Genomic DNA, 21,840 nt, shown 5'->3' with positions numbered 1-21,840 from the left:
GCATAAACAGACCCCGATCTATCTTAACTGATTCCCAAACGATCCCATAACTTTTGCAGTCGAGTTGGCGAAATAGGCATCTTGGTTTTCATCGGTTGAGAAAATAAAGAAATGCGAAATTCTTCCAACATCAAATACAATTCTTTGATTTTTGGATCGTTTTTGAATTTAAACACCTTGTCCATCCATGGATCGACATCGTCAATTGCAGCATGATCTCGCTGTAGATTATTTGGCAATCGATCTAAACGCAATAGCAGTGCTTTTAAATAACGCGGGTATTCCTGCCAAAGATCGACTGGTTGGCAGTAAACAAAATTACCAAGTGACATGAGATCTAACTGGTCTTCAATATCATCAATACTGCGTCCAAACACGCCTGAATCAAGTACTAAAAGCTGACGACGGATTTGCTGCCACTGAATATAAATATCACTTAATTGCTCAAGTGCTTGCTGACCATAACTCAAAAATTGCTTTTTGACCTGATCTAGCAGCTTATTAAATTCATCAGCGTTAATTGGCAAAGTCGTAATTGCCATCTGCAACGTTGCATAGACCAACATCTGCTCAAGCTTAGCTTTATCGCCCAAAGGTGAATAAGCCAACGCGAGCGGTTTTGAAATCTGCTTTTTCAACTGACGAACTAAATCACCAAGTTGCATATGGACTAGACGAATAATCCCTTCACGATGCTGTTTAATCGCCTCAGCCTGATCGTTAAACGTTTGAATAACAATGCCCGACTCATCTTTAGCTTCGAGGTCAGCAAAAGCCTTGGTCGGAACTAAAGCCTGATATTGCTTTACTACAACGCCCGTGACTTTATGAGAGGCCTCAAAAGTAAAGTTTTCAGGAAAGTTTTTAAACTCACCTTTTTGCTGTTTAACTGGACGATGTGTTTCTACGCGGCAACGTGCTTTTAACTCAGGTAAATCACGACCTTTCGCAATCAGCTTACCTTTTTCATCAATTACTTTAATGAAAGGCACCAAATATGGATCAATACGTTCAAACGAGAAATCTTTTTCAGTAATTTGCTCACCACGCAAGGCAAAAGCTAAATAACTAAAAATATGTTCACGTAAATGTACTGCATCAACCCCTTGCATGAGCTTACGAGCTGTATCAGGAATTGGCACCACATTACGACGCTTGTCTTTAGGTAAAGCCTTGAGTAAAGCCTCAATTAAATCTTGGCGCCAACCTGGAATTCCCCATGACCATATATTTTCATCAACTTGAGGCAGCGCCTGTACAGGAATTTGAACAGTGGCACCATCTTCGTCGTGGCTCGGGTCAAAATGATATGTCGTTGCTAAACGTAGCTGACCATTGTGCAAATGATCTGGAAATTGCTGAGTTGTTGGCCGATCATTGAGCCAGAGCGCATCATCGTCAATAAATAAATAACGAGGATTATTTGCTTCTACTGTCGCACGCCAGTCTTCAAAACTACGGCGACTCGCGATTTCCTCAGGAATTTTCGACGCATAAAACTGATAAATTGTTTCTTCATCCACCACTAAATCGCGGCGACGCAATTTATCTTCAACTCGCTCTACTTCTTCAAGTTTAAGTAAGTTGTGTTTTAAAAATGGTGGAACTGTACCCAAGTTACCCGTAGTTAATGCATCGCGTAAGAAAATCTCATGAGCAGCAGGTTGGTCAACTTTCTCAAAATTAATTAACCGTTTTGGCTCAATAATTAAACCAAATAAAGAAATTTGCGCATACGCATTGACGATTCCCGCTTTCTTAGACCAATGTGGCTCGAAATAGTGATATTTCAATAAGTCGCGTGCAGCAAGCAAAATCCATTCAGGGTCAATTTTGGCTAAAGTACGTAAGTAAACTTGAGAGGTTTCGACCATCTCAAAAGCCATCACCCAAGAGGTATTGGTTTTATGCAGCGTACTTGCAGGGAAAACTTTGGCCTTTTGCTGACGCACCGCCATAAAGGTATTACGTTCATCAGTTTTATTGGCAATGAAGGATAATAAACCTGTCAGCAATGCACGATGCAAGTTTTCATAATTCGCAGGTTTTTCATTAAAGCTCAGTTTTAAGCCTTCGGCTAACTCAACCAATTGCTGATGTGTCTGTTTCCATTCACGTAAACGCAACCAGCTTAAGAAATGCTGCTTGGCAAATTGACGCCGTTTATTTTCAGACATTCCTGCTTCGCCTTTAGGATTTAAAGTCTCCCAAAGTTTTAAATAAAACAGAAAATCTGAATCCGCTTCTTTGAATAATGCATGCTTTTGGTCAGCTTGCATTTGTTTATCTGCCGGACGCTCACGCGGGTCCTGAACAGCTAAAGCACTTACTACAATTAAGATTTCTTTGAGTACGCCAAAATGAGCACCGCCCACAATCATACGAGCGAGTCGCGGGTCAATTGGCATACGAGCCATCATTTGACCGACTTTAGTCAGTTCGTTTTTCTTCTCATTAAGTGCGCCTAACTCAATCAGTAACTTACGGCCATCATTGACTAGGCGGAAATCTGGCGGCTCAATAAAATCGAAGTTTTCTAACTCACCTAACCCTAAACTCTGCATTTGCAAAATAACAGATGCTAAGTTGGTTCGTTTAATTTCAGGTTCGGTAAATTCAGGACGACTTAAAAAGTCTTCTTCGCTGTATAAACGGATACACACACCCGGAGCAATACGACCACAACGCCCTTTACGCTGATTAGCTGCGGCTTGAGAAATTGCTTCAATTGGTAAACGTTGTACGCGTGAACGGTAGTTATAACGTGATATACGAGCAAAACCGCTATCAATCACATAGCGAATATTTGGAACAGTAAGAGCTGTTTCGGCCACGTTGGTCGCAATAATAATACGACGGCCTTTTCCAGCCGGACTAAAAATCTTTTGTTGTTCAGAAACAGCTAAGCGCGCATACAAAGGTAAAATTTCGGTGTGTCTTGGCCCGTACTTTTGCAAGGTTTCCTGCAATTCTCGAATTTCTTGCTCTGTGCTTGAGAAAATTAGAATATCGGCATGTTCTGGGTGACCTTTTGCTTCTGCATCAGCAAAGCATTCTTCTACGGCCTGTACAACTGCACGAGGAAGGTTTTCTTCAAAATCATCAAACTCATCGTCATCACTGCCACCAATATTCATTTCTGAAATTGGGCGATAAAGTACTTCGACAGGATAACTACGCCCTTCTACTTCAAAAATAGGTGCGTCATTAAAGTAATTACTAAAGCGATTTACATCTAAAGTTGCCGAAGTCACGATAACTTTTAGGTCTGGGCGTTTTGGCAGTAACTGTTTTAAATAGCCCATAATAAAATCGATATTGAGTGAGCGTTCGTGCGCTTCATCAATAATGATCGTGTCATATTTAGACAAATAACGGTCATTACCTAACTCGGCAAGCAAAATACCGTCGGTCATTAACCGTACGATAGAGTCCTGCGAACCTTGTTCATTAAAGCGGATTTTAAAACCAATAGACTCGCCAAGCTTTTCGCCGACTTCTTCTGCAATACGCTGAGAAACACTACGTGCAGCTAAACGACGTGGCTGAGTATGACCAATCATCCCCGTTAAACCACGGCCCGCTAGCATTGCAATTTGAGGAAGCTGAGTGGTTTTACCTGAACCCGTCTCACCTGCCACAATAATCACTTGATGCTTTTGAATCGCATCAATTAAACGGTCTGCATATTGAGAAACAGGTAAATCCTGATTCAATTTGATTTTAGGGAGACGTTCAAATCGCTGCCTTACTTTGGCATTAGATTGTTCAAATAATTTTTCAATCTCTGCTGTATTGGCTTTTTTATCTTTACGCAAACGATTTAAACGGTAACGATCTCTTGCCATCACCCACTGATCAATATTTAAATCATTCTGCACAGACAAATTTTCCTGAAAATACAACAATCCTCTATTTTACGCTCTAATGACCATAAGGTAAAACAGTTGGTTTTTTATATATTTTTAATTTTTTAAAATTTTACCCTTGAATTTTGACTAACGAGACTTCATGTTGTTAGGCAAGTTTCTTTTACGATAACTGTCATTTGATTTACATGTTTTTGCAGTCAAATCGAATACAGTGTTTGGGGACTTAAAAATCGTAAATTTATCACTTATTCGATTTTCCGATTTTAGTCATGTAAAAATACTATTTCCCCAATAAAGAATTTTTATTTATTCTACATCTCGTAAACAAGTTTAAATATAAACCTCAATCATGGAGACAATGATGAGCTTGATTAATACTGAAGTTAAACCATTCCAAGCAACTGCTTACCACAACGGCCAATTTGTTGAAGTTAACGAAACTAACCTTAAAGGTAAATGGTCTGTTGTATTCTTCTATCCAGCTGACTTCACTTTCGTTTGTCCAACTGAACTTGGTGACTTAGCTGACAACTACGCTGAATTCCAAAAACTTGGTGTTGAAATTTATGCTGTATCTACTGATACACACTTCACTCACAAAGCTTGGCACGACACTTCTGAAGAAATCAAAAAAATCCAATATCCATTAGTTGGTGACCCAACTTGGACTCTTTCTAAAAACTTCGACGTTCTTATCGAATCTGAAGGTTTAGCTGACCGTGGTACTTTCGTTATCGATCCAGAAGGTAAAATCCAAATCGTTGAACTCAACGCTGGTGGTATCGGCCGTGACGCGTCTGAACTTCTTCGTAAAGTAAAAGCTGCTCAATACGTACACGCTCACCCAGGTGAAGTTTGCCCAGCTAAATGGAAAGAAGGCGAAGCTACTCTTGCTCCATCTATCGACCTAGTTGGTAAAATCTAATCTCTTATTAGATTTTAAAAACTCAAAGAACCATCCCTCATCGGATGGTTCTTTTGTTTTGAATAAGCACATCACATTTTCTACTGATACTTTTACAATTATGCCCTTCCCCATTACATGAAGTTTGAGTAATGTCGAATAAATAACCGATGTTTTTTGAGCTTAAGTAATATGAAATAAAAGGGGAAAAATTTATGGCGAATACTGTGGCAGTCACTTCATGGAAATACAATGCGACTTCACGTCATCTAAAAATATTTTATAGCGATGGTTCAGGCGAACTTTATCATCCTGTACCAGAATTTATTTATGACAACTTATTACGATCAACAGACAAAGCTGCTTTTGTACATAAATATTTAGAATTCGATTTACACTTTACTCGCCTATCTTTAGTGAATGCTTCATAACCTAATAAAATAAGGCCTGCTTTGAACAGGCCTTTGTGAATGAATAAATCATATTTTTAAATGGCTTACCTTGCCACTACAATGCATAAACCAGCGCCTACGGGTAAAATACTGCTCATAAAATTTTCATCTTTTTTAATTAAAGCTAAGAATGAACTGACTTCAGCCGCATGTGAAATGACATTATCAATAATGAGTACGCCACCTTTTGGCTTCATCAGCCGTTTTAAATCTGGCCAATAATTCTCATAAGCAGGACGCTCAGCATCTAACAAAATAAAATCGAAAGTTTCCTGAGCTTCTTTTAAATAGTCGGCTGCATCTCCCACCCAGAAATCAACCAATTCATCTAATGCCAGTTCAGCCGCATGGCGTTTCGCCTCATTACTTCGATTGGCATCAATTTCAAGCGTGGTTACTTTACCGTGAGTTGCTTGTGCCGCCTCGGCAAGCCATAAAGTAGAATAACCTGTTGAAGTCCCAATTTCTAAAATTGATTTAGCTTGCTGCATCCGAATAAATTGCGATAGTAATTTTGCAGACTCCGCCTCAATATTACGATACCGCAGCAAACGGTCTGCCTGCTGTGCATCATGTCGTTTAAAGGTGTCATATAAATCGGCAACTCTTTGTAAGAAAAAAGTATTTGGCATATATTCACCCTTTAAAATCGTTATTTTATATAAAAATCGTTTGCGTTAAGTGCTTTGAATTAACTTAAAACGCGGCACGATACTTCCATCAGCCATTTGAACCGTTTCTGTAAACATATCTAGAGGACGTACCCAAGTTGAATAGTCACCATAAAGACACTGATAAACGACTAACTCTTCTTCAGTCTCACTGTGTTTTGCCACAGAAAAAACTTGATAGAGATTACCTTTATAATGCTGATAAATGCCGCGTTGCAATGACATGAAAGTACCTTTTAATGTTATGACATAAAATCTTTACAGCCATATAACATATATAAATTTTTAAATACTTTCACTTTAAAACACTACAAAACATAAAAAAGCATATTTGAGAGATAGATTATTGATCTTATTTATGAATGTTTTTGATAATTCAAAAAACCGATCAAATACATAAAAACATACTGTTTCACCTATTTTATGTTTTCACGTACTATGCATCTATTGAAAGAATTTGGATGCATTGGAGTAAAAACAGATGTTAGATCAAAACATTAAAACTCAATTAAAAGCTTACTTAGAACGTCTAGAAAGTCCAATCGAATTAGTTGCTGCTTTAGATGAATCAGACAAAGCAGCTCAAATTAAAGAGTTGGTAAGTGAAATCGCTGAGCTTTCTGACAAGGTGACTGCCCGTTTTGACGGTAACAATACACGTCGTCCAAGCTTTGGTGTGGCTAAAGCAGGTGAACAACCTCGTGTGTTCTTTGCAGGCTTACCTATGGGTCATGAGTTTACGTCTTTGATCTTGGCACTGTTACAAGTGTCTGGCTATGCACCTAAAGTGTCTGATGAAGTGCTCAACCAGATTAAAGGTTTAAACCTCAAAGCAAACTTTGATGTATTTGTATCCTTAAGCTGTCATAACTGTCCGGACGTGGTACAGGCGCTTAACCTGATTGCCATTTATAACCCGAACACCACAGCAACCATGATTGACGGTTCATTCTTCCAAGATGAAGTCGAACAACGCAAAATCATGGCTGTACCGATGGTATTCCAAGACAACGAGCACATTGGTCAAGGTCGTATGACCCTTGAAGAGATAGTGGCAAAACTCGACACCAACTCTGCTGAAAAAGACGCAGCAGCACTCAATGCCAAAGATGCTTTTGATGTATTGGTGATTGGTGGTGGTCCTGCGGGCGCAACAGCTGCGATCTATGCTGCACGTAAAGGCATTAACACGGGTATCGTGGCGGAACGCTTCGGTGGTCAGGTGATGGACACCATGGACATTGAAAACTTCACGTCTGTGCAAAAGACTCAAGGTCCTAAGTTTGCTGCCGAGATGGAAGCACATGTCCGTGAATATGATGTTGATATCATGAACCTGCAACGTGTCAGCAAAATCACGGGTGCCAACCAGACTGAAAATGGTCTGGTTGAAGTTGAACTTGAAAACGGTGCAAAACTTGAATCGAAAACTGTGATCCTTTCTACAGGTGCACGTTGGAGAGAGATGAATGTACCGGGTGAGCAAGAATACCGTACCCGTGGTGTCGCGTACTGCCCACACTGTGATGGTCCATTATTCAAAGGCAAACGTGTTGCTGTGATTGGTGGCGGTAACTCGGGTGTTGAAGCTGCAATTGACCTTGCGGGGATTGTTGAGCATGTCACTCTGGTTGAATTCGATACCAAACTTCGTGCAGACCAAGTGTTGCAAAACAAATTGCATAGCTTGCCAAACACAACGGTGATTATGAATGCCTTAAGTACCGAAGTGTTAGGCGACGGTTCACAAGTGACTGGTCTTAAATATAAAGACCGTGCGACTGATGAAGAGCATGTGGTCGAGCTTGCAGGGATCTTTGTACAGATTGGTTTATTGCCAAACACTGACTTCTTAAAAGACAGTGAAGTTGAGTTAACCAACCGTGGCGAGATTATTGTGAATGACCGCAACGAAACCAATGTGCAAGGTGTATTTGCTGCGGGTGACTGTACCACTGTACCTTACAAGCAAATCATTATTGCTACAGGTGAAGGTGCTAAAGCATCGCTCTCAGCGTTTGATTACATCATCCGTTCTGGGCAATAAAATCGGTCAAAATCATTATTATTTATTTCAAGCCTAGCATTACAAAATGCTAGGCTTTTTTAATACTAGAGTTACAACTTTTTAACAATTTTCGATCTTTATTAATCATTTACTTTATGTTTATATTTTAGACATCCATATTTGGATGCCATGAATTAGAAGGAAAAACACAATGAATAAATTACTTGTTGCTTTAGGTCTTGCTGCGACTGTTGCCCTTGTTGGTTGTAATAAAGATAAAGCTCCAGAAACTGGCGCGACTACAGGTGAACACTTAGAAAATGCTGCTCAACAAGCAAGTGCTGATATCAAATCTGCTGGTGATAAAGCTGCTGACGATATTGCAACTGCAACTGATAATGCTGCTGAGAAGATCGATGCTGCAACCGATCACGCTGCTGATGCGACTGCTAAAGCTGCAGCTGAAACAGAAGCGACTGCACGTAAAGCGACTGCTGATACAGCTCAAGCTGTTGAAAATACCGCTGCTGAAGTGAAAAAAGACGCTCAACACTAATCGTCTTTAGTATAAAAAAGCCCCTATTGATTAGGGGCTTTTTTTGGCTCTTAAAATCTTTTATGAAATTAAGCCTTCATCACGCATCGCAATTTGTACAGATTGACGCTCAGCAACTTTATTGCGTAATGCAATAATGTGCTTATACAGTGTTAAGTCATGCTCAATTGAGTTTGACCAATTTGTTAAAACAAATAGATAAGCATCTGCTGGACCAAAATTATCATTTACCAAATAATCGTAATCAGATTCAGACAAATAGTTATCGATATATTTTAAAAGACGGTCGATTTCAGCATAAGCTTTGGTTTTTTCATCACTTGTTAACGGTGCCCCAAAGAAAACTGCATAAGCATCATGCAATTCAGAGTTCAAATAACCCAACCATTCCAATACTTTCGCACGGCCCATACCCGATGGCGGAATTAAATCCTGCTTAGGATCGTGCTGAGCAAGGAAAGGTAAAATCGCCACGTTCTCAGTTAACATTAAACCAGGGTTAATTTCTAAAGCTGGTACATATCCTTTTGGATTAATCTCGTAATAATCAGCACCTTTTTCTGTTTTATGTGTTTTTAAATTTACTCGTTCTAAGTCAAAATCAACATTAATTTCATTTAAAATAATATGTGCAGCTAAAGAACATGCGCCTGGCGAATAATATAATTTCATATCTGATCCTTGTTATCTCATATTAACGTTTTAAATTGCTTCTAGAAAACCTGCAAGGTTTGCACAATTCTTTAATTGTAAAAAAGCGTAAACTTATAAAATACTTACACCATCTAATATTCTTGAAAAATTTATTCCTTGCAAGTTGTCTTGCGTGACGATTGTTTAAAATATGATAAAACACATTTACGTCACGCAATTTTTCTATTAATTACGTTTAAAAAGCTGGCTAATCCAATTCATTAATTCAGTTAAGAAATCAAAAATACCATTTTTCTTATCATCATCAGGCTGGCTTGAATCTTTACCATTTAAATCCAGATCAACAATTACCGGATCATGATCCGAAGAACGATAAGCATCTTCACCATAGAACAATGCCTTTTGCTCATCCGTTTTATATTCTTCGTTGTAGTCTAAAACGGTTGGCTCATCTGCATTGATATGCCATGCAAAGGTTCTGACTACTTTTGGATATAGAGCTGCATCAGCAATTGCATGATCTAAGTTACCTGCTCCACCATTGCCGTTGGTATCACTCGCAACACCAAACACATAGCTATATGCCTGAGTCCCTTGCCCTACCTTAGCGTCATTCAGCAAAACTTTGTAGTTTGCTTTTTCAAATGACAAAATAGGTTCTTCTTTTGCATAGCTATTCATATCCCCTACAAGTAAAGCATTTTGCTTAGGCACTTGAGTCGGATTTTTAGCTAACCACTGCACAATTTGATCTACTGCTTTCACACGAGTCGGGTTCCAACAGCCTTGACCATCTTTTTGGTCTGCATCAGTAGAGCTAGCATCCACCCCACTACAACTTTTCGATTTCAAGTGATTTGGAATAACGGTAAACGTTTTATTACCACGAACTGCTTGGAAACTTTGCGCCAATGTTGTTCGGTTCTTGTCACCCAAATCAAGCACAACAGGTTTATTCAAAGGTTTAACACGCTTGCTGTTATAAATAATAGCAACCGCAATCGCATCACCACCTAAACGATCTAAGTTTTCAGGAACAACGTATTTCCAATCACTACCTAAAGCATTGGTTAAATGAGCAATTGCACTGTTCGGACCATAACCATTGTTCGCAATTTCCATTAAACCGTACACATCAGCATCAATTTCTTTGAGAGCACTCACAATTTTACGGTGCTGTTTATCAAACTCAGCTTGTGTGGTTGCACCACGCTCTGTTGGGAAACCAGTTGCACCATTGTCATAGTTCAAAACGTTAAATGAAGCTACACGGATGTGATTGGCATTTTTGGTAATGATACTTTGACGCGGGTTTGTTTGAGTAATTACTTCAGGTTGATTGCGTCCAAGCACTGGTTGCACACGCCAACCATTAAAACGATATTCTAAAATACCTTCAGCATTTTTAAGTTGATAACCCGAACGTAGCGTATTGGCAGCGCTAAAATTTGTCGGTAACCACGGAGTACGGTTTTGATTGTTATAGCCGTCATCAAAAATAATTTTCGACAATAAATTTTTCTGAGCAAGGGCTTTAGCTTCAGGAGATAACGCCGGATATAAATTAGTCGGAATATATAAACGCCCTAAGCTTAGAGATAATTCACCATAGCGACCATAATTGTAATTCTCGCTTACCGTTAAAGTCTGAGGTAATTTAACCAACATACCTTGATAACGCTGCGGAGAATGGGTTGAACCACCTGTTAAACTAGTAAACGGAAGTTCGAGGCTAATCGGCTGAACCTGATTTACCATATTGCTATTACAAGTTTGAATATCTTGTTGTAATTGATCGATCTGTAGCTGATTTTGATAAGTCGTTAAACGACCACGCAAAATAACTTCATCGCCAACTTGACCACCTTTTACAACGCTGCTATTTGGAACATAAACAAAAATAGCATTACTGACATTTGCACGTGCTTTTGTGTCTGGTGTCTGAACATAAAAACCAGAGAAGCCATTGGCATAACGATAGTCAGCTGTAATCACCCCACGTACGGTATAAGTCTGGTTTTGTGCTGCGGTTGCTAAATCAGCAATTGGTGTATCCGAGCTTGAACAACTCACCGTTTCAACAGGTGGCTGTGTTGTAGAACCCGATAAATTTGAAAAGTCATTTCGGTTTGTCCAAGCCAACCATGAACGGTCCAAATCAAATGTAGTGGTTGCATCAATACTTAAAACTGGGTTCTCAGTTTCAATACGCTTAAAACTATTTCCGAGGCTTGAAACGGCTGTTCCCCATCCAGCTTCCGGACGCTCACCAATACGCCCAAAACGGTCTACAGGTATGCCTTTGTACACAAGCACAACGGCATCATCACCATTAAAAGATAATGCAGCGACCTGATTGACTTTACTACCAAGTTCAGCCTGCAACTCAGAACGGCCTACCAAAAACTTCTGCTTACTGGTTAACGATCCTTGTAAACGGAAAGTTGCTGTTTTTGCTGTACCGCCATTATTAAATTGTTGAATTTCATAGTCGGCTAAATTAACTGTAGTCCCATCTGGATTATAAATTTCCAAACCTTTGCGGTTACTACTGCCGTCAACATATTGACTAAACATGAGCTGTGCTTGTGCCCAAGGACTATATGTAAAAGCACCAAGTGCCCCTAATAGCACAGAAAGTGTGCGTAATTGAAAAGTTTTCATGAGTAAATATGTTCATTTGAAATTTATATAGATTCTTAGATTAAATATTGAACATGACATCTACATGAAGAAAAACACCGAAACATTTGACTTGACCACATGAAGACTTAAAATACCGCATTTGAATTTCAATATTGCCAAGGTTATGTCGATCGATCAGTTAGAAACGCAAATTGCAGACTTAGACAATTTGCCTGAACACCGTGAAATTGTGACGTTTATGCGTCGTTCAGCACCACTTAATACGTCTCAACGCACGGCATTAGAACAACATCGCGATTTAATTTTGGAATATCCTGTTGGTGACTTACGTCAGCACTTCGAACATCCAGAACGTCCTTTAACTGTTGAAATCGGTTTTGGTATGGGTCGTTCATTAGTGCTTATGGCAAAAGCAAACCCTGAACGCAACTATGTGGGTATTGAAGTTCACGTACCTGGTATTGCTCAGTGTCTTTATGAAGCAGGTATGGCGGAACTTAAAAACTTACGTGTACTTGATGCAGACGCGATTCAGGTTTTACGTGAAATGCCAGACAACAGTATTAACTGTGTACAACTTTACTTCCCAGACCCTTGGCAAAAGAAACGTCATTTCAAACGTCGTTTTGTTATTCACGAGCGTATGCAATTGGTTGAACAGAAACTTGAGCTGGGTGGTACATTCCACGCAGCAACAGACTGGGAACCGTATGCTGAATGGATGCTTGATATTTTAGACAACCGTCCAGACCTTGAAAACTTGGCGGGTAAAGGCAATAGCTATCCACGTCCAGAGTGGCGCCCAGTGACTAAGTTTGAACGCCGTGGTATTGAGTCAGGTCATAAGATTAATGACTTTATCTTTAAAAAGATAAAGTAAATAATAAAAAAGGCCTAGTTTATTACTAGGCCTTTTTTATTTTAAAACCAATCTAGTGAATAAGTAGAATTAAAAATTAACTGAGTATAAAGATTTAAATGAAAATAACTTTTGAATTATTAGTTATATAAATATAATAATAACCACCATTTTAACTAGACAGAAAATAACAATGAAGCTTTTCGCATTTCTAATTTGCATAATTGTCTCAAGTGGCTGCTTTGCCTCAACTCAAGAAGACTTTGAACTTAAATATTACAAGTTAATGGAACGATACATTCAAACACAATCGGACAGAAATCAAATCATTTCCACAGAAGCAAAAACTGAGCAAGAAGATCTTGTTAGGTCTAATAAACTCAAAGCTCTTGATTGCAAAGGATGGAAAGAAAATATTGAACTTTTTGACTTTATCTTAAGTAGATTTAAAGAATATGAATCAGCCTCAGAAGAGGTTAGAACAATGGGATATACTAAAGAAAATCTACAGGAGGATTCTGAATGGCTGCGCGAGCAATTAGACAAGCCAGAGAACAAATGTAAATAAACAAAATTCAATGAACCGCCGAAGTGAAGTGCGGTTTTTTATTACCTACTAAAAGCGGATACAGACAACGTAACAAGCAGATACTTATTTTACTTCTAATTACCATCATCCCCCTCTTGAGGTATATTATCTTCCTTTATCCCCCCCCTAAAATAAAAAGCTCTCAATCGTTATAATTTTCTTTAAATGTCACTTTAGCTATTCTCTAGACTTATTAATATTCATAAATCATGTTAAAAATATAAAAATGAACGCTTCAACAACTAATTACTTAAACTCACGAGAAGTCAGAAAATACTATGTTAAAAATTTTAGGACGTAATAATTCCATTAATGTTCGCAAAGTCTTATGGTTGTGCGAAGAATTAAATCTTGAATATGAAAGAGAAGATTGGGGACGAGGCTTTCGCTCTGCTCAATCACCTGAATATTTACAATTAAACCCAAACGGTCAAATTCCTGTTGTTTTAGATGGCGATTTAGTTCTTTGGCAGTCCAACAGTATTATCCGTTATTTGGCAAATGCGTATGATAAAGAACATCAGCTTTACCCTACTCAAACGAAAGAAAGATTCTTTGTTGACCAATGGATTGATTGGCAAGCAATCGAGCTGAATAACAGCTGGACTTATACAATTATGTCTCTGTTGAGACATTCACCAGATCATCAAGATCCAAACTTATTACAACAAGGTATTGATGACTGGAATCATCATATGCAGATTCTCGATCAACAGCTTGCAAAAACCCAAGCCTATGTTGCTGGTTCACAATTTAGCTTGGCCGATATTCCAATTGGTCTATCTGTACAGCGCTGGAAGGCCACTCCTTTTGACCATCCAACACTTAAGCATGTCGACCAATATTTTGAACGTTTAAATCAACGTGCGGGTTTCTTAAATTGGGGCAATAACGGCGAACCTTAATTTTGAGCAAGCTTTAGTCCGAGTGATGGCGCTTCACGATGCCATCACTTAAAAGTTGATAGACCTGTTTTAAATCATCCCGCTCTGCTTGAGCTAATAAGTCTTGATGCATTGCCAAGATATTCTGATCTCCTCTTACAGCAGGCCCAGTTTGCATTTGCTTAGGATCATTTTCAGTCGCTTTTTTAGCTGTTTCTATAATTAAAGGATAGAGCAAGCTAAAGTCGACCTGCTCTTTATCTACTACCTGCTTTGCCATATCAAAACAATAGTTACTAAAGTTACAAGCGAATACAGCCGCTAAATGCAAAGTTAAACGTTGTTTTGAGGTATATTGATATACTCGACTGCTTAGGCTATTTGCTAAATTTAAAAGTAGTTTTTGATCGGCATCTGTTACCGCTTCAACAAATAATGGTGTGGCTTGCCAATCGACGTCTCTTTCAAAGCTAAATGTCTGTAATGGATAAAATACCCCTGCTTTTTTATGCACATGACTGATAACTTCAATATCTGTGCTACCAGAGGTGTGAACCATAAGTGTTTCAGGAAGCAATTCATGAATCTGCTTTGCAAGCTCTGCAATCGCGCTATCTGAAACCGCTAAAATGATAAGATCAGTCGGTTGAAATTCTCGAAGAGACTGACAGGCTTTTGCTTGGATTTTCTCTGCAAATTTCTGGGTCTTCTCAAAATCACGCGCATAGACTTGTACGATGTGATGACCTTGAGCCAAAAGTACTTTTGCCAAATGAAAGGCAACTCGCCCACTTCCCACCAAACTGATTTTCATATCAATCCAACACTATTTGTTTCAACAAAAAAGCTTCTCAAAATGAGAAGCTTTTTTCAAATTAAAATAACTAATTTTTAATTCATCAGAGCATTATTGAGCTACTGAAAACTCGATACGACGGTTTTTAAAACGTCCTTCTTCTGTCGTGTTCTCTGCAACTGGTTGATCAGAGCCATGACCTTGTGCAACTAATTTAGACCCATCTACACCCTTAGATGTTAAATAGTCGACTACTGCTTGAGCACGGCGTTGTGATAAAGCTTTATTTGCTGCTGCATTACCCGTCGAGTCAGTGTGACCACCCACATTTAATTTCACACCACTGACTTTATTTAAAAGTGTTGCAGCTTGATCAAGAATAGCTTTGTTGTCTGCTGGAATATCGCTTGAGCCACTCGCAAAGTTAATGATTTGCAAGTTAAGTGCTTTTACTAATGCATTTACATCGACATTATTCGGATCAATTGAGCCTAGAGCAGTTTGCGAAGCAGTTAAGCTATTACTTACAGATTGTTCAGCTGTTTCTGGTGCAGTAGAAACAACTTCAGTGTGAGGAACAAGAGCTTTTACTTTTGCGGTTAATGCTGCTAACGCTGCTGCATCACCTGCTTTCAAAGTAATTTTGTCACCTATCCATTCTAAAGATGCATTTGGCACACCTTTTAAGGCACCAAGCACGCCAGCAAGTGCATCTTTATCTGTAAATCCAGCTGCATATGTTTGACTAGTATCAACGTTACAGTCTTGAGTTGATGAGAAAACCTGCTTAACTTGAGTTTGTAGTGTTGCTAAGAATCCTTGATCGCCAATACCTGCCTGACACTGGCTCACAGCACCTTTATCATCTGTGCTTAAATTTAAGCTCGCAGGTGCAGCTGCGGTAGTAGCCTCAACACCACTGGCAGCCGTTGGTTCTGGTGCTGGCACAGCTTCTTTATGCTGACAAGAACGCCACAACCAAGCAATGATAAGACCCAAAATAATTAAGGCAATAATAGGGAGGAACCCACGAGATTTTCCTGTTTTTTCACTGGCTGCAGCTAATGGTGGGGCTGCTGAAGTTGCATGTGGAACTGAAGATAAACCTGCACCAAGTCCTAAAGGAGCTAATAGACCTACTGCCCATCCCGGTAAATGCGAACGAATAGTATCTGCATGCTGACGTAAATAATTTACAATACTCTGTTGATCATTTCCGGCAACGTCCGAAATTGCATTAAGACTAGGTTTAATTGCACTGTTGAGTGTGCTTTCGATTTCATTATTTGGTGCTGTACCACTTAAATGAGTCAGTACAGTATTCTTGATTTGGTCATTATGAGAAAAAAGGTCAGATAACGAAGGAGCCAAACTGTTTTTTAATTGTCCAATAAGATCAGGTTTAGCAGCTAATAATGAAAGTAAAATTGGATAAAACTTAGATAAAGCATTCGATTTTTCGCCTAGGTATCCATCCTGATTATCTAATATTGTTGATGATACTTTTTCTTTAAGCAGTTCTATAGGGTTTATCGACATTGGTTATTCTCCCGAATTTTATACGTCGTAACCAGCAACTTTTGATTATTCAAATACTTCTCTTTGCTGATAGTTTTTTATTCTAATCTGCGTTCAATCTTTTATTGTTTTTTAAATAATTTATATACAAATTTGCATCTAGTCTTTACAAAACAGGCAGATCTTATTGATCTACCTGTTTATATTTTAAATTTACTTTAAATAACCGCTTTATCAGTTAGCAAAAGTTTGAAGTACTTTACCGCTAAGGTTTTGGCCCAACAATGGAGTATTTTTCCCTTGCGATAAAATCGTGTCTTTGCTTACTGTCCAGCTTAATTCAGGATCGACTAACACCCATCCTGCTTCATCTTTCCAACGCGTAGTCATATTGGCAACCTGCGCAGGTACGCTAGTCACTTTCTCCACCCACTCTAAAGGTTCAAATAAGCCTTCATTAATGAGTTGAATGCCTAAAGATACATAAGTATCAAAAGCAGTAATGCCCGGTTGAGTTTCAGCAAATGGTGCCATTTTTGCGGAGCTGCTTAAAGGTTCGTGATGCGTACAAATTGCATCAATCACGCCCTCTTTTAAACCTTGACGTAAAAGTTCTTTATCTTGCTCAGAACGCAATGGTGGACGAACATGTGCTAGCGAATTGAAACCATCAGTTAAGTGTTCAGTTAAATGCAACTGATGCATTGCTACATCGGCAGTCACAGGTAAACCTTTTGCTTTTGCTGCGCGGATTAATTCAACCGATGCACCACAAGATAACAAACCAAAGTGAGCTTTTACGCCAGTTGCTTCAATCATAAGCAAATATTTCGCAATCGCCACAGTTTCAGCAATTGCCGGAATCATTGGCAAACCTTGGCGAGAAGCAATAAAGCCTTCGTGTGCACATCCGTCTTTAGCAATCTGTGGCTCTTCAGCATAAAACACAACCGTTAGACCAAGACCCGCTGCATATTCCAAGGTACGAATAACTACATCGTCATTTTCAAAAGCAGCATTCGCATTAGAAACAGCAGTACAACCACCTTTTTTCAGGCCCGCCATGTTTGCTGGTTGCTTACCATTTAAACCTTGGGTCTGAGCACCAATGATATGCATGTGAATGCCCCCATCATGCCATGCCTTTTCAATCAAGCCATGAATGAGAGCACCGTTGTCTTGTACAATCGGCTTTGAATCAGGTGGTGTAATAACATGCAAAATACCATTGGCACGTGCTGCCTTACCTTCCGATTTCAATGTCCCATGTTGTTGTTGACCCGGTTCACGCAAACGCGCGCACAAATCAACCATGGTTGGCATTAACCATTTGCCTTGGCCGTCAATGGTTTGCTCCACTTGCTCTACTGGAGCAACCAACTTGCCATTTTCAATATATACAGTTTGTACGCTGTCTGTTTTTTGGATTGGGTCTAACACACGTACATTTTCAATTTTTACAATACTCATGTGATCCATTCCTTACAACGTAATCGCTTCAATTAAACCTTGCTCTTGGAGTTGGCCTTGCATCGATAACGCCAATACGGCCATACGAACTGCAATGCCATTGGTTACTTGTTTCAAAATAACCGACTGATCTCCATCAGCAACACTTGAATCAATTTCTACACCACGATTCATTGGTCCCGGATGCATCACAATGCAGTCTGGTTTAGCTAAACCAAGACGTTCTTTGTTTAAGCCATACATTCTGTAGAATTCAGACTGTGAAGATAATGCTGGAGAGTCAATACGCTCGTTTTGAATACGTAAAGCAATAATCACATCACAACCAGTAATGCCTTCATCCATCTTGTTGAATAAGCGAACGTGCTCGCCATATTCCGAAAAGCCCACTGGCAATAATGTATTCGGTGCAATCACACGAATATCTTTACAACCTAGAGTTTGTAATGCAGCCACATCCGAACGTGCAACGCGAGAGTGTTTAATGTCCCCGATAATGGCAACGCTTAAATCTTCAAATGGTTTTTTAGTTTCACGGCGAATGGTCAGCATATCAAGCATCGCTTGCGTTGGATGCGCATGACGTCCATCCCCTGCATTAATAATCGCGACCTTAGGACATACATCTTTAGCAATAAAATGTGCAGCACCCGAAGATGAATGGCGAACAACAAAAATGTCTGCAGCCATTGCTTCAAGGTTCCAGAGCGTATCGCGTAGAGTTTCACCTTTTGAAGTGCTTGAACGTGCAATATCAATGTTCAGTACATTGGCAGACAAACGTTTTGCTGCTGCTTCAAAAGTAGTACGGGTACGGGTGGAGTTTTCAAAGAAGAGATTCATAACCGTCAATCCCTCTAAGAGCGGACGGTTAATTAAATTATTATTATCATCTAAAAAGCTTTGTGCGGTATCTAAAATCTTAGTGAGGTTTTCTTTTGAAAGCCCCTCAATGGTTAAAAAATGTTTTAAATTTCCGTCTTGATTGAGCTGAACCTGGCTCGGTTGATGCAACGCTGCAATATGCATAATGGATTCCTATGGGTCGAATCGCGAAAACGTGCATAGTGTAGCTGAATTCCGCTCTTTTCGCAGAAGAACTTTACAGAATAAGGCCCTAAATTAACCAGAAAATTTAGGACCTTGATCTAGATTATCTCAAGGCACCAATATAATGATGTGGAACTTGTGCTCGATAAATGTCTTCGGCACTGATTTCTGAATCTTCATCATCGTTAACAACAGTAATTTTTTCTTTTTGAGAAAGCTCCGGTATTGTGTCAACCAACGATTTTAATCGTTCAACGCATCGTTTTAATTCGTCGTCGTCCGACTCTAGTGCAAGCCCAATAACATATTTTGCATAATCTTTATTTTGAACCACATACAGGGCATCTATTACCCGCCCTGTCACCCTACGCATGCGTACATATATTTGTGTAGCTACTGAGAAAGCATCTGCATTAGAAACAAAACCATTCCCCATCATGTCTTTCATTTATAATTACCCCATTAATCTAAAATAATAAAAATGGTTAAAAAATAGCTGTGTTTGTTAAATAAATAACCATTGATAGGATTGACTTAGCAAAATACATACCACTTTTACTGTATTAATCTTTAAAAATCAGTTTATTGGTTGGATTATGATAGGTTGCAATAATTTAAAAACCTTTACACATCAAAATAAGTTAAACTTTGCATCGTTAATATTTATATGTTTTGGTCAATCGAGTTTATGAATACCTCTTTACGTTTAAACCACTATTGGATTACTTGTGCTGATGGTTTAGAAGCCCTCTTACAAGAAGAAATAGAACAGCTTGGCACCAAAGTGACAGAACGTAAAGCAGGACGTTTAATCATTGAAGGAACGCTTGAACATGCTTATCGCATTTGTATGTGGTCGCGTCTTGCTTCTCGTGTTTTATTGCCTATTCATACTTATGAACTCGAACATACACATGATGCGCGTGATGTAGCAGAAGAGCTTTATGAAGGTGCGATTAGCTTTGATTGGTCACTTATTTTTGCACCACAAAGTACCTTCGCTATTCGCTTACATGCTGAACGTGAAATTAAGGTTAACACTCAATTTGCAACACTTAGAGCAAAAGATGGTGTTGTCGATTCCTTTATGGAAGCTGTAGGTCGTCGTCCGAGCATTGATACTAAACAACCAGAAATTACGTTATATGTTTTAGCAGGTAAAACTGAGCATACATATTGCCTAGATTTATCAGGTGATTCATTACATAAACGTGGTTACCGTCGTTATATGACGGATGCGCCAATTAAAGAAAACCTTGCTGCGGCAATTTTACAAAAAGCTCAGCTTCAACAACGTAAGCCAGAGATTGTGCTCGACCCGATGTGCGGTTCAGGTACATTTATTATTGAAGCATTAATGATTTTAACTGACCGTGCACCAGGCCTTGTTCGCCGTTTTGGCTTTAATGGCTGGCATGGTCATGACCGCGAACTTTGGCTTTCACTTAAAGCTGAAGCAGCAGAACGTCATGAAAAGGCGCTTGAATTACCTTTACCTAAGTTTTATGCCTACGATGCAGACTGGGAAGCTGTAAAAGCCACCCGTGAAAATATTATTGCGGCAGGCTTTGAAAAAGTATTAGGTCAAATTCAAATTGAAGAACGTACTTTAGCGGACTGGCCTGATTTTTCAGCTGAAGGCAAAACTGCATTTATTGTGACTAACCCTCCATATGGTGAACGTTTAGGTGATAAAGCATCTAACCGCTCTCTATACTTAGGTTTATCTGCGCTTTTACAAAAACATTTCCCTAATCAATATGCCGCAATTATTGCAGCGCAAATTGAGCAAGCCGATGTTTTAGCGTTTGAAGCACCTGAAACTTTACGTTTAATGAATGGTAAGTTACCGATTTACATTCGTTTTGGTTCAATTAAGCCAGAAAAAGTAACTCAGCCATTCTTAGCAACTTGGCAAGCTCAACCTATTGAAATGGAAGAAGCTCAAGATTTTGCTAACCGTTTGCAAAAAAATATGACTGCCTTGAAAAAATGGGCAACGAAAGAAAATGTTTATTGCTTACGTTTGTATGATGCAGACTTACCTGACTTTAATGTCGCTGTAGATTTATATGGCGATCGCTTACACGTTCAGGAATATGCACCACCAAAAACGATCGATCCTGAAAAAGCAAAAAAACGTTTTAATTTAGCACTCGCTGCAATTCGTGCTGTTACCGGTTTAAACCGCGATGCTATCTTCATTAAGACACGTGCGCGCCAAACTGGTACAAATCAATATACGAAACAAAGCACAGCTTCAAAACGTTTTATCGTTCAGGAAGGTAAAGCTAAAATTTTAGTTAACCTGACAGATTACCTAGATACAGGTTTATTCCTTGACCACCGTCAAATGCGTTTACGTATCGCACAAGAAGCTCGTGGTAAGCACTTCTTAAACTTATATAGCTACACCTCTACAGCAAGCTTACATGCTGCTTTAGGCGGTGCTGCAAGCACGACAAGTGTAGACTTATCTAATACCTACTTGAGTTGGTCAAAAGAAAACTTCGTTTTAAATGGCCTAACTGTAGATCATGCAGATGAACAGCACATGTTCTTTGCGAGTGACTGTTTTGAATGGTTAAAAGAAGGTCATGAACAATACGATCTTATTTTTATTGATCCACCGACATTCTCAAACTCGAAAAAGTTCTACGGTACTTTCGATGTCCAACGCGACCATGTTTCACTCATTAAACGTGCAATGAACCGTTTAAATAGTGAAGGAACGCTCTATTTCTCAAACAACTATCGTGGTTTTGAAATGGATGAAGAGATCGAAGCTATTTTTCAGGTTGAAGAAATCACTTCTGAAACCATTGGCCCTGATTTTAAACGTAATCAGAAAATCCACCGTGCATGGAAAATTCAGCATCCTGGTCTAGATCAATATTAATAAGACTAGAGG

General features: G+C 39.1%; 18 protein-coding genes. 8 read left to right on the top strand and 10 right to left on the bottom strand.

Going from position 1 to position 21,840, the window contains the following annotated elements:
- Positions 1–23: 23 nt before the first annotated feature.
- Positions 24–3,881: an ATP-dependent RNA helicase HrpA gene (gene hrpA / locus RMA94_RS10225; protein WP_311082771.1), complete on the bottom strand. Its 3,858-nt coding sequence runs from the start codon at positions 3,879–3,881 to the stop codon at positions 24–26.
- A gap of 352 nt (positions 3,882–4,233) precedes the next feature.
- On the opposite strand from hrpA, the gene ahpC reads away from it, so the two are divergent.
- Positions 4,234–4,797, top strand: a complete 564-nt coding sequence (gene ahpC, locus RMA94_RS10220) for an alkyl hydroperoxide reductase subunit C (RefSeq protein ID WP_003652649.1) — start codon at positions 4,234–4,236, stop codon at positions 4,795–4,797.
- A 194-nt stretch (positions 4,798–4,991) separates the two neighbouring features.
- Positions 4,992–5,207, top strand: coding sequence for a KTSC domain-containing protein (locus tag RMA94_RS10215; RefSeq protein ID WP_005070287.1), 216 nt, complete (start codon positions 4,992–4,994; stop codon positions 5,205–5,207).
- Between the two features lie 65 nt (positions 5,208–5,272).
- Here the strand turns inward: RMA94_RS10215 and RMA94_RS10210 are convergent, their stop codons facing one another.
- Both RMA94_RS10210 and RMA94_RS10205 read right to left on the bottom strand, forming a co-directional pair.
- Complete coding sequence (locus tag RMA94_RS10210; protein ID WP_311082770.1) at positions 5,273–5,860, bottom strand: O-methyltransferase; 588 nt, start codon at positions 5,858–5,860, stop codon at positions 5,273–5,275.
- A gap of 45 nt (positions 5,861–5,905) precedes the next feature.
- Positions 5,906–6,124, bottom strand: a complete 219-nt coding sequence (locus RMA94_RS10205) for a DUF1653 domain-containing protein (protein ID WP_004702746.1) — start codon at positions 6,122–6,124, stop codon at positions 5,906–5,908.
- A gap of 256 nt (positions 6,125–6,380) precedes the next feature.
- On the opposite strand from RMA94_RS10205, the gene ahpF reads away from it, so the two are divergent.
- Both ahpF and RMA94_RS10195 read left to right on the top strand, forming a co-directional pair.
- Positions 6,381–7,946: an alkyl hydroperoxide reductase subunit F gene (ahpF, locus tag RMA94_RS10200; RefSeq protein ID WP_032055535.1), complete on the top strand. Its 1,566-nt coding sequence runs from the start codon at positions 6,381–6,383 to the stop codon at positions 7,944–7,946.
- A 172-nt stretch (positions 7,947–8,118) separates the two neighbouring features.
- Complete coding sequence (locus RMA94_RS10195; protein ID WP_002121546.1) at positions 8,119–8,463, top strand: hypothetical protein; 345 nt, start codon at positions 8,119–8,121, stop codon at positions 8,461–8,463.
- Between the two features lie 60 nt (positions 8,464–8,523).
- Here the strand turns inward: RMA94_RS10195 and RMA94_RS10190 are convergent, their stop codons facing one another.
- Both RMA94_RS10190 and RMA94_RS10185 read right to left on the bottom strand, forming a co-directional pair.
- The gene (locus RMA94_RS10190; RefSeq protein WP_284091672.1) at positions 8,524–9,135 is read right to left on the bottom strand and encodes a glutathione binding-like protein; all 612 of its coding nucleotides are present in this window, start codon (positions 9,133–9,135) and stop codon (positions 8,524–8,526) included.
- A 207-nt stretch (positions 9,136–9,342) separates the two neighbouring features.
- Entirely contained in the window at positions 9,343–11,781 is a 2,439-nt protein-coding gene (locus tag RMA94_RS10185) for an ExeM/NucH family extracellular endonuclease (RefSeq protein ID WP_311082769.1), read from the bottom strand.
- Between the two features lie 145 nt (positions 11,782–11,926).
- On the opposite strand from RMA94_RS10185, the gene trmB reads away from it, so the two are divergent.
- The 3 genes from trmB (at position 11,927) to RMA94_RS10170 (ending at position 14,116) form a co-directional block, all read left to right on the top strand.
- The gene (gene trmB, locus RMA94_RS10180) at positions 11,927–12,643 is read left to right on the top strand and encodes a tRNA (guanosine(46)-N7)-methyltransferase TrmB (protein WP_002121537.1); all 717 of its coding nucleotides are present in this window, start codon (positions 11,927–11,929) and stop codon (positions 12,641–12,643) included.
- A 172-nt stretch (positions 12,644–12,815) separates the two neighbouring features.
- The gene (locus RMA94_RS10175) at positions 12,816–13,190 is read left to right on the top strand and encodes a hypothetical protein (protein ID WP_017386358.1); all 375 of its coding nucleotides are present in this window, start codon (positions 12,816–12,818) and stop codon (positions 13,188–13,190) included.
- 299 nt (positions 13,191–13,489) lie between these two features.
- A complete protein-coding gene (locus RMA94_RS10170) occupies positions 13,490–14,116 on the top strand; it encodes a glutathione S-transferase (RefSeq protein ID WP_311082768.1) in 627 nt (208 codons plus the stop codon).
- A gap of 13 nt (positions 14,117–14,129) precedes the next feature.
- Here RMA94_RS10170 and RMA94_RS10165 read toward each other — a convergent pair whose 3' ends face one another.
- The 5 genes from RMA94_RS10165 to RMA94_RS10145 form a co-directional block, all read right to left on the bottom strand.
- Positions 14,130–14,909, bottom strand: a complete 780-nt coding sequence (locus RMA94_RS10165) for a Rossmann-like and DUF2520 domain-containing protein (protein ID WP_262451671.1) — start codon at positions 14,907–14,909, stop codon at positions 14,130–14,132.
- 93 nt (positions 14,910–15,002) lie between these two features.
- Complete coding sequence (locus tag RMA94_RS10160; RefSeq protein ID WP_311082767.1) at positions 15,003–16,430, bottom strand: OmpA family protein; 1,428 nt, start codon at positions 16,428–16,430, stop codon at positions 15,003–15,005.
- A 213-nt stretch (positions 16,431–16,643) separates the two neighbouring features.
- Entirely contained in the window at positions 16,644–17,879 is a 1,236-nt protein-coding gene (locus tag RMA94_RS10155) for a dihydroorotase (RefSeq protein ID WP_068562887.1), read from the bottom strand.
- A 12-nt stretch (positions 17,880–17,891) separates the two neighbouring features.
- Complete coding sequence (locus tag RMA94_RS10150) at positions 17,892–18,908, bottom strand: aspartate carbamoyltransferase catalytic subunit (protein ID WP_014206196.1); 1,017 nt, start codon at positions 18,906–18,908, stop codon at positions 17,892–17,894.
- Positions 18,909–19,032: 124 nt separating this feature from the next.
- Positions 19,033–19,377, bottom strand: coding sequence for a hypothetical protein (locus tag RMA94_RS10145; protein WP_014206195.1), 345 nt, complete (start codon positions 19,375–19,377; stop codon positions 19,033–19,035).
- 240 nt (positions 19,378–19,617) lie between these two features.
- Here RMA94_RS10145 and rlmKL point away from each other — a divergent pair, with 240 nt between their 5' ends.
- Positions 19,618–21,828: a bifunctional 23S rRNA (guanine(2069)-N(7))-methyltransferase RlmK/23S rRNA (guanine(2445)-N(2))-methyltransferase RlmL gene (gene rlmKL / locus RMA94_RS10140; RefSeq protein ID WP_017399354.1), complete on the top strand. Its 2,211-nt coding sequence runs from the start codon at positions 19,618–19,620 to the stop codon at positions 21,826–21,828.
- Positions 21,829–21,840 lie beyond the last annotated feature (12 nt).

Origin of the sequence: Acinetobacter sp. V115_6 (assembly GCF_031799025.1) — a bacterium.
GTDB classification, from domain to species: domain Bacteria; phylum Pseudomonadota; class Gammaproteobacteria; order Pseudomonadales; family Moraxellaceae; genus Acinetobacter; species Acinetobacter pittii.
The sequence above is the reverse complement of the archived record's forward strand: the minus strand, read 5'-3'. Positions and strand labels throughout refer to the sequence as shown.

Bases quoted from the DNA above. Each gene is read 5' to 3' on its own strand.
- ahpC (WP_003652649.1), top strand. From the start codon at position 4,234: ATGAGCTTGATTAATACTGAAGTTAAACCATTCCAAGCAACTGCTTAC.
- RMA94_RS10215 (WP_005070287.1), top strand. From the start codon at position 4,992: ATGGCGAATACTGTGGCAGTCACTTCATGGAAATACAATGCGACTTCA.
- RMA94_RS10210 (WP_311082770.1), bottom strand. From the start codon at position 5,860: ATGCCAAATACTTTTTTCTTACAAAGAGTTGCCGATTTATATGACACC.
- RMA94_RS10205 (WP_004702746.1), bottom strand. From the start codon at position 6,124: ATGTCATTGCAACGCGGCATTTATCAGCATTATAAAGGTAATCTCTAT.
- ahpF (WP_032055535.1), top strand. From the start codon at position 6,381: ATGTTAGATCAAAACATTAAAACTCAATTAAAAGCTTACTTAGAACGT.
- RMA94_RS10195 (WP_002121546.1), top strand. From the start codon at position 8,119: ATGAATAAATTACTTGTTGCTTTAGGTCTTGCTGCGACTGTTGCCCTT.
- RMA94_RS10190 (WP_284091672.1), bottom strand. From the start codon at position 9,135: ATGAAATTATATTATTCGCCAGGCGCATGTTCTTTAGCTGCACATATT.
- RMA94_RS10185 (WP_311082769.1), bottom strand. From the start codon at position 11,781: ATGAAAACTTTTCAATTACGCACACTTTCTGTGCTATTAGGGGCACTT.
- trmB (WP_002121537.1), top strand. From the start codon at position 11,927: ATGTCGATCGATCAGTTAGAAACGCAAATTGCAGACTTAGACAATTTG.
- RMA94_RS10175 (WP_017386358.1), top strand. From the start codon at position 12,816: ATGAAGCTTTTCGCATTTCTAATTTGCATAATTGTCTCAAGTGGCTGC.
- RMA94_RS10170 (WP_311082768.1), top strand. From the start codon at position 13,490: ATGTTAAAAATTTTAGGACGTAATAATTCCATTAATGTTCGCAAAGTC.
- RMA94_RS10165 (WP_262451671.1), bottom strand. From the start codon at position 14,909: ATGAAAATCAGTTTGGTGGGAAGTGGGCGAGTTGCCTTTCATTTGGCA.
- RMA94_RS10160 (WP_311082767.1), bottom strand. From the start codon at position 16,430: ATGTCGATAAACCCTATAGAACTGCTTAAAGAAAAAGTATCATCAACA.
- RMA94_RS10155 (WP_068562887.1), bottom strand. From the start codon at position 17,879: ATGAGTATTGTAAAAATTGAAAATGTACGTGTGTTAGACCCAATCCAA.
- RMA94_RS10150 (WP_014206196.1), bottom strand. From the start codon at position 18,908: ATGCATATTGCAGCGTTGCATCAACCGAGCCAGGTTCAGCTCAATCAA.
- RMA94_RS10145 (WP_014206195.1), bottom strand. From the start codon at position 19,377: ATGAAAGACATGATGGGGAATGGTTTTGTTTCTAATGCAGATGCTTTC.
- rlmKL (WP_017399354.1), top strand. From the start codon at position 19,618: ATGAATACCTCTTTACGTTTAAACCACTATTGGATTACTTGTGCTGAT.